Below are 8,824 nucleotides of genomic sequence, written 5' to 3'. Positions count from 1 at the left end.
TCCGCCGGCTTCGTCTCCGCCGGTTTTGCCGTACCGCTCGTCGTACTCTTCTCCGTACCAGGCAGATTGTAGCAGATCACCGGAGTTCCTGCCGAAATATTGTCAAAGATCGTCTTTGCAACACTCGGCGGCAGGTTGATACAGCCGTGGGAACCGCTCGTCTTGTAAATCGCACCGCCAAAACTGCTTCTCCACTTCGCATCATGCATACCGATACCATTATTGAACGGCATCCAGTAATTAACCGGCGTCCGGTAATTCTCACCCTTCAGGATCGCATTTTTCTGCTTATATGCCAGCGGATACGAGCCTGCCGGGGTTCCCCAGCCTTTCGCCAGGTTTCCAGATACGAAATCCGACTCTACCACCAGCTTTCCTTCTTTATAGAAGAAGAGGTGCTGTCCGGTCAGGTTGATCTCCACATAAGTGTCGCCGTAGTCATTTGCCCCATGGCTCGCCGCCTTCTGGGAATACTCCGGCTCACGCGTCGTACTCTCGCCAGAGGCAATAATCGCTGCCAGCGCTTCCGTCTCTGCCGCCTGGTTGATCTTCCAGCCATACGTTCCGCCGCTTACCTGAATCGTGGAACCATACGATGTTTTCAATGTTTTCGCTTTGTTTGAAGTATTGTGTGCTTTCGCCATCTCAGACACGTACTCCGACACCTTGGAAGAATCTACCGAAACACTTCCATCTGCATTGGCAATCAGCCACGCATGAATCTGATCTCCATTTAAGGTCTCCGTCGAATCGCCAAACTGGTATGTCACGCTCATTTTCGCGTATTTATTCATCTTATCCAGCTGTTCTGCCAGAGATGCATCATCTTTCAATACCGTCGGCTTCTTATAGACATCTGCTTCCTCCAGCGATAAATGATCCTGCAGATTCTCGATCGCACCCGTTACCGCCTGTGTCAGCTTCTCCGCCTCGACTGCCGTTCCTTCCTGTTCGGGCTCAATCGAATATCCCTGTCCGGACACATACTCTGAAATCTTTGCATTGACCGGTTCTACCGCTTTCTCCGGGTCTAAACACGATAAATTCCGGATCTGGCTTTCCAGCGCCGCATCGTCATACGCCACCATCGTTCCGATCGTATATTCTTCCTGTTTCATATGCCACAGCCATGCGAACGGATTCTGCGCCGCTACCATCTTTTCCAGGCTGCCGTCAAACTCCGCATGCAGCTTGATATCGATTCCGGCGAGCGTTTCTGTCTGATTATTTCTCTCATCGATCGTCAGTGTGTAACCATTCACACCTTCCGAAATCAGTTCCTGCACCTCTGCCGCTGTCTTTCCGGACGCGTCAACACCGTTGATCTGCGTATTCGGAAAGAAACGGGCCTTATATTTCTGGGACATTCCCACATAGACGCCTCCGGCTGCCACGAGCAGAATGCCCGCCGTACAGGCAGCGATCCATGCCGCCTTTTTACCGTTTTTTCTATGCTCAGCTTTCAGAGCTGCCTTTTCCGGGGTGGTTTCCGTCCAGGATGCCGTCTTTCCGGAATCCTGTCCCCGCTGCGGCGCCGCATGAGCTGCCTCCCGCCCTGTGCCCGCGCTCTGATTTCCACGGGCGCGGCTGCGCTTTCGACTGGCTGTCTCCTCCGGCTCTTTCTCCGGCAGGCGTTCCGGCTCTTCCCACCGGTTCTGATCCTGACGCTCTGGCTGGTGTATGTTTTCCATGTCCAGCTCTGCTTCCCTCAGGATCCGTTCTTCCATATCCCGGTCGAAATAATCATCATCCAAATAGCCCTCATCCGGCTCATCCAGATAATCTTCATCTTCCAGCATAATCTCCCGGCTGTTCATCGCCGTATTTCGTCTTACCGGCTCCCGCCCATCTTCGCGGCTGCCGGAACGTGAATTTTCATTCAAATTCCCGTTTCTATCTGTCATCGTCCTATTCTCCCTTTAAAAATCCAATACGGGTTCCTATTCCCGGAAGGATCTGCCATTCAAGTAATGGTTTTATCATTTGGCATATTTTTCTGACAAAAATCCATTCTATCTGTGTTGCTGGTCCTCCATTGTCCTATTGTATATAAGTTTTAAACGGAAGTCAACTTACAAAACTCTGTCATTTTCTGGTATATTCTGTTACGTTTCTGTTCACGGGTAGGCACTTTTGAAACCGAAAGTGCCGTAAGAAAACGTGGTGGCAGCAGGAATTTGCCGTATTTAAATGCGAAGCCACGGCAAATTCCGTTACTGGGCACGTATGCGTGAACAGTAACTATATTCTGTTACAGAACGCGTAATGGGACGTAATTTTCTATGAAAGAAAAAGCAAAGAGCTGCCGCGCCATATTTTCATGCCAGCCCGACAGCTCTTTTCTATTTTCGCCCTGTCCGTATTCTATTTCTCCAGTTTTCCGAACAGTCCTTTTTTCTTATGTTTCTCGCCCTCCGGTACAATTCCGTTCATGGCATCGTCAAACTTGCGAAGCGCTTCCTTCTGTGCCTCGGTCATGCGCTCCGGAACCTGTACCACCAGCGTCACGAAATGGTCGCCGCGCACGTTGCGGTTACGCAGGGACGGAACACCTTTTCCTTTCAGACGGACTCTCGTATCTGTCTGGGTTCCCGGTTTGACCTCATACTCTACCTCGCCGTCCACCGTCTTGATGCGGATCGGACCGCCGAGTGCTGCTTTCACGAAGGAGATCGGAACGGTTGAGTAGATTGTTGTATCCTGACGCTTGAAGACCGGGTGCTGGGATACCACTACTTCTACCAGCAGATCTCCGCGCGGACCGCCGTTGGTACCCGGTTCACCATTGCCGCGGTCACGCAGCATCTGACCGTTGTCGATACCTGCCGGGATCGTCACTTTGATCTTCTTTCTCTTCGCTACATAGCCGGTTCCGTAGCAATCCGGGCATTTATCCTTGATGATCTTTCCGGTTCCGTTACAATCCGGACAGGTCTGTACATTCTGAATCTGACCAAAGAACGACTGCTGCGTGTACATGATCTTGCCTTTACCGTTACATTTCGGACAGGTCTGCGGCTGGGTTCCCGGTTTTGCACCCGTTCCATGACATTTCTCACAGGTTTCCTTTAAGTTTAACTCCAGCTCTTTTTCACAGCCGAAGATCGCTTCTTCAAAAGTAATCCGCACACTGGTACGCACATCCGCGCCGCGCATCGGTCCGTTGCTTCTGCCGCCGCGGCTGCGTCCGCCGCCAAAAATATCTCCGAAGATATCTCCGAAAATGTCTCCCATATCGCCGCCGTTGAAATCAAAACCACCGAATCCGCCAGCGCCGCCTGCNCGAATCCGCCAGCGCCGCCTGCACCGCCGTCAAAAGCCGCATGGCCGAACTGATCATACTGACGTCTTTTCTCCGGATCACTCAGTACGCTGTACGCCTCCGATGCCTCCTTAAATTTATCGGCTGCCGCCTGATCGCCCGGATTTGCATCCGGATGATACTTTTTGGCCAGGGTTCTGTATGCTTTTTTGAGTGTCGCATCGTCCGCATCCTTCGGGACGCCTAAGACCTCATAGTAATCTCTCTTACTCTCTGCCATTTCAGCTCTTCCTTCCCAAAATCCGCCGGTACATTTGACCGCATCCGGCAGAGTTTCTATCGTATCTATTTATCTTCCCACAACGTAACTGTTCAGTACCTTCACAGTCACGCGCAAAAATCCATTAAAAATTGCCTACGGCAATGGGATTTTTGCCTGCTGGCCCATGTTTTCGTACGGTCAGCGCAGTAAATGCGCAGACCTACTGAACAGTTACCCCACAACCTACAAATGGGGGTCTGCCGCAGATTCCTGCGACAGCCCCTCACTGCGTTTTTCTATTGATACCCCGATGTCCCGGATTGCTCCGCACTGCGTGCTCCCGCAATCCTCAAAAACATTCGTAATCCGCTCATTTTTCTTTGAAAAATGGCTGCCTATTATATTATACCTCTTTAAAGTCTCCGTCAACTACATTATCGTCGTGCGGTGCACTTCCTGCATCAGCTGCACCCTGAGCTCCGCCCTGTGCTCCTGCTGCGCCAGCTGCCTGTGCCTGCTCGTAAACCTTGCTGAAGAGTGCCTGTGCGCTGTTCATCAGTTTTTCCTTGCCAGCCTTGATTTCATCAATCTGTGCATCGGTCATCTGGTCGATCGGAGCTTTGTTGATAGCTTCTTTCAGTGCATTTAAGTCAGCTTCTACGGCTGCTTTATCGTTTGCATCGATCTTATCGCCTACATCCTGCAGAGCCTTCTCGGTCTGGAATACCATGGAGTCAGCTTCATTTCTTGCATCGATGCCCTCTTTTCTCTTCTTATCCTGTGCCTCGTACTCAGCTGCCTCTTTGACTGCCTTATCGATATCGGAATCGGACATATTGGAACCAGAGGTAATCGTGATGTGCTGCTCTTTACCTGTACCAAGGTCTTTTGCAGATACATTTACGATACCGTTTGCATCAATATCGAAGGTAACCTCAATCTGCGGAACACCTCTTCTTGCCGGAAGAATGCCATCCAGACGGAAGGTTCCCAGTGTCTTGTTGTCCTTTGCGAACTGTCTCTCGCCCTGTACAACGTGGATATCAACAGCGGTCTGGTTATCAGCTGCGGTAGAGAAGATCTGGCTCTTCTTGGTCGGGATTGTGGTATTTCTCTCAATCAGTCTGGTTGCTACACCACCCATAGTCTCGATGGACAGGGACAGCGGAGTTACATCCAGAAGAAGGATATCACCGGCACCGGCATCGCCAGCCAGCTTACCACCCTGGATAGCTGCACCGATTGCTACGCACTCATCCGGGTTTAAGGATTTGCTCGGCTCTTTACCAGTCAGACGTTTTACTTCTTCCTGTGCTGCCAGCATACGTGTGGAACCACCTACCAGAAGTACTTTGCTTAACTCAGAAGCAGTGATACCAGCATCTTTCAGTGCGTTCTGTACCGGAATTGCGGTTCTCTCGATTAAGTCTCTGGTCAGCTCATCAAATTTAGCTCTGGTCAGGTTCATATCCAGATGCTTCGGTCCCTCGCTGGTTGCAGTGATGAACGGAAGGTTGATATTGGTTGTAGTTGCGGAAGAAAGCTCTTTTTTCGCTTTCTCAGCTGCTTCTTTCAGTCTCTGAAGCGCCATCTTATCAGCGGAAAGGTCTACACCCTCTGCTTTCTTGAACTCGTCGATCATCCACTGGGTAATACGGTTATCGAAATCATCGCCGCCCAGATGTGTATCGCCGTTGGTTGCCAGAACCTCGATAACGCCGTCACCGATCTCGATGATGGAAACATCGAATGTACCGCCACCTAAGTCATATACCATGATCTTCTGCTCTTTCTCATTATCAAGGCCATACGCAAGCGCTGCTGCCGTCGGCTCGTTGATAATTCTCTTTACATCCAGACCAGCGATCTTACCTGCATCCTTGGTTGCCTGACGCTGTGCGTCGTTGAAGTAAGCCGGAACAGTAATAACTGCCTCGTTTACCTTCTCGCCCAAGTAGCTCTCTGCATCTGCTTTCAGCTTCTGCAGAATCATCGCGGAAATCTCCTGCGGCGTATATTTCTTGTCATCAATGGTTACTTTGTAGTCGCTGCCCATGTGTCTCTTGATAGAAGAAATGGTCTTCTCAGCGTTGGTAACTGCCTGACGCTTTGCCGGCTCGCCGACCAGTCTCTCGCCTGTCTTTGTAAATGCCACAACGGACGGTGTAGTACGGATACCTTCTGTATTTGCGATAACAACCGGTTTACCACCTTCCATAACGGCTACACAACTGTTTGTTGTACCTAAGTCAATACCGATAATCTTGCTCATAGTTATTTCCTCCTGAAATTATCTTTTTCTGGCAGTTCTCTTTCTCCTCATGGGAGCTAAATTCTGCCGCCTGTCTGTCTATATTATATCAAATCAACCACCAGCACCGAATTCTGGGTGCCAGCTGTCTACGTGTTACCTATTTTAATTTGCTACTTTTACCATGCTGTGGCGAACCACGCTGTCGCGGTATACATAGCCTTTCTGGAACTCCTCGGCTACCACATTCTCACCCAGGTTTTCATCCTCAATATGCATCACTGCATTGTGGAAGTTCGGATCAAATGGCTGACCAACCGCTTCGATTGGATTCACACCTGCATCACCCAGTGTTTTTACGAGCTGCTTGTAAACCTTATCCATGCCCTCGGCGAAAGCACTTTTTTCTTCGCCCTCCGGGATGGTCGCCAGACCACGCTCGAAATTGTCCACCACCGGGAGAATCTTCTCGATGATGTCCTTTGCGCCAATCTCATACATCGCTGATTTTTCTTTCTCCGTTCGTTTCCGGAAATTGTCAAATTCAGCCATCGTGCGCTTCAGGCGATCCGTCAGCTCCTCGATCTGCTCATCTTTCTTATCCTTCTTCTTGGAGAAAAATCCTTTTTTCTCTTTTTCTCCCTCCGGCGCTTGTGCGTCTTCCGAAGAAGCTTCCTTTTCCTTCACTGCCTCAGCTTCTGCCTGGGTTTCTGTTTCTTTTACCTGCTCCTCATTTGCTGCCTCGGCTGCTTTGGAATCTATCTCTGTCTTTGCCATGTCTCTCACCTCTTTATTTTGCACATCCGTGCTACTCGGTATCTTTATGATTGAATGTCTGATCGAGCTGGCTCTTTAATGAGCGCAGGGTCGATACAACTTTGTCATAATCCATTCGTTTCGGTCCAACGATTCCTATCGTTCCCCGAAGTCCGTCTCCCAATTCATAATTGGCAGTAACGATACTGCAGTCCTTCATCGACTGCACCTGTGTCTCACTTCCGATGTAGACCTGAATCTCATTTTTCTTATCGCTGTCCGCATCGTCCTCAGTAAGAATCTCTCTCCAGAGGTCTTTCTGCTCCAGTGTCCCGATGAGCTGGCTGGCTTTCGCGCCATCGCTCAGTTCCGGATATTTGAAAATGTTCGTCGTACCTTCGGTGTAAATCTGTAAATCTTCCTCGCCGGAACGAATCGCCTCGGCCACCTCGCTTAGTACCACATCCACGATGTGGCTGCGCTCGCCTGCCTGCCCTTTCATCCGGGTAATGACATCCAGATTAATCTGCTCCATCGTCAATCCGTTGAGACCGCTATTTAAAAGAATATTCAGATTCAGGATGTCCTCATCGGTCAGTTCCGCATCAAGTGTCACAATCGAGTTCTTGATAATGTTGCCTTCTAAAACAGTGACAATCAGGAGTTTCCCGGCTTCCACTCTGGAAAGCTGTATAAACTTGATCTTCGTCTGGTGATACTGCGGTCCGCTGATCAGCGTCGCATAATTCGTATTGCTCGCCAAAAGCTTTGCCATCTGCTTTAACAGAAGCTCCACCCGATCCACTCTCTGGATGACCATATCACGCACTTGCGTGACCTCCGTCTCTTTCTCATGAATCAACTGATCCACATAGAAACGATATCCTTTATCTGAAGGAATCCGGCCTGCCGATGTGTGCGGCTGAATGATATATCCCAGTTCTTCCAGATCCGACATCTCATTTCGAATCGTCGCCGAACTGAGTTTCAAATCGGAATACTTGGAGATCGTTCTGGAACCAACCGGCTCTCCGGTCTCCAGATAGTTCTGGATAATCGCTTTCAAAATCTTTTCTTTTCTCTCATCCAGTTCCATCCAATCTCTCCTTCCGTGCATCCGCTTCCGCCGGTCTCTTAAACCCGCTCTGGAAGTTTTCTGTTAGCACTCAATCTATCAGAGTGCTAATATCTACAGTTCATACTATATTACTTACGCAAGTATTTGTCAATGATTTTTTTCGGTTTTTAAAAAAAATTTTTTCTTCTTTTTTCGAATAAAATTTTTCATTCTGCATACCCTGTTTTTAGGCACGCTGATTTTCACACTTTCTATAGGTAGAAACTCACTCACCCGCTTTCCTGTTTGCGTCCGAACAAGCTTTCGACTTGTCGAACCTCCGACCGCTCCCAGAGCCCTATTTCCGGCTCTCCGACTTGACATTTAACATTTTTGTAATATAATAGTAATAAATTATAACATTTGTAAACGCATTGCAATATTTGTGAAATACACAATCGTTGCGGTGAGACAAATGAATCTAAATTGAAATGAGAGGTTTTTATTTGATGAATATGATGAACACCATGCGGCGCGGACTTGCCACAACGGCAATGAGCCTGGTCTGTCTCATGGCAGGCACCATGAATACACTGGCAGCCACAGATGCCGGAACCGAGCTTGTCTCCCAAATAGATGCGGCAGCCGGTGAAGAAACAAACGGCACTTCCACCGAAGCAGCCCAGACACCATCTGGTCCGGCTTCCGATCCGGAGCTGATTAGAAAGCAGACAAACGCTGCTGCGGAAGAAGCAGCTGACACGAACTCTTCCGAGGCAGAAGTCGCTGCATTTTCAAATGAGTCTGCACAGGTGGAGGCAGAGAACGCTGGCGAAGCTGCAATGACTGAAAATACTGACACAAATGCTGCTGCCGAGGCACAGGAAGCAGAGGCACCTGCTGAAATCTACGCCGGACGTTTTACGACAACTGCTTACTGCAGCTGCCGCAGATGCTGCCGTGGTGGAAAGAACCGCACTAAATCCGGCACCATTCCGCAGGCAGGACATACCATTTCCGCCGACTTGCGCGTATTCCCGCTCGGAACCAAACTCCGCATCAACGGCGTTGTCTATACCGTCGAGGACAGCGGCAGCGGCATCCGCGGAAACAAACTGGACATCTTCTTCAATTCCCACAGTCAGGCACTGCAGTATGGAAAGAGAAGCGCCGATGTCTATATTGTCCGCTAAACAACTCTGTCTGCTATATAAGGTTATAAAATGGCAGCCTTCA

Annotated in this window: 5 protein-coding genes and 1 pseudogene; 1 reads left to right on the top strand and 5 read right to left on the bottom strand. The window is 49.5% G+C overall.

The features are described from left to right. From QVO97_RS06130 to hrcA, 5 genes and pseudogenes are all read right to left on the bottom strand, one after another. Positions 1-1,904 (bottom strand): L,D-transpeptidase family protein (locus QVO97_RS06130; protein WP_288189142.1); only part of this gene is annotated, 1,904 nt, incomplete at its 3' end. 460 nt (positions 1,905-2,364) lie between these two features. Further along, a pseudogene (gene dnaJ / locus QVO97_RS06125) lies at positions 2,365-3,542 on the bottom strand (molecular chaperone DnaJ). A gap of 385 nt (positions 3,543-3,927) precedes the next feature. Next, entirely contained in the window at positions 3,928-5,796 is a 1,869-nt protein-coding gene (gene dnaK / locus QVO97_RS06120; protein ID WP_022359496.1) for a molecular chaperone DnaK, read from the bottom strand. Positions 5,797-5,940: 144 nt separating this feature from the next. Continuing rightward, positions 5,941-6,552: a nucleotide exchange factor GrpE gene (gene grpE, locus QVO97_RS06115; protein WP_022359495.1), complete on the bottom strand. Its 612-nt coding sequence runs from the start codon at positions 6,550-6,552 to the stop codon at positions 5,941-5,943. Between the two features lie 31 nt (positions 6,553-6,583). Next, positions 6,584-7,627, bottom strand: a complete 1,044-nt coding sequence (hrcA, locus tag QVO97_RS06110; RefSeq protein ID WP_022359494.1) for a heat-inducible transcriptional repressor HrcA — start codon at positions 7,625-7,627, stop codon at positions 6,584-6,586. 452 nt (positions 7,628-8,079) lie between these two features. Here hrcA and QVO97_RS06105 point away from each other — a divergent pair, with 452 nt between their 5' ends. Further along, positions 8,080-8,781, top strand: coding sequence for a 3D domain-containing protein (locus tag QVO97_RS06105; protein WP_288189139.1), 702 nt, complete (start codon positions 8,080-8,082; stop codon positions 8,779-8,781). Positions 8,782-8,824: the final 43 nt, after the last annotated feature.

The sequence above is a fragment of the Clostridium sp. CAG:43 genome, from assembly GCF_000434655.1.
Classification (GTDB): domain Bacteria; phylum Bacillota; class Clostridia; order Lachnospirales; family Lachnospiraceae; genus Otoolea; species Otoolea fessa.
The sequence above is the reverse complement of the archived record's forward strand: the minus strand, read 5'-3'. Positions and strand labels throughout refer to the sequence as shown.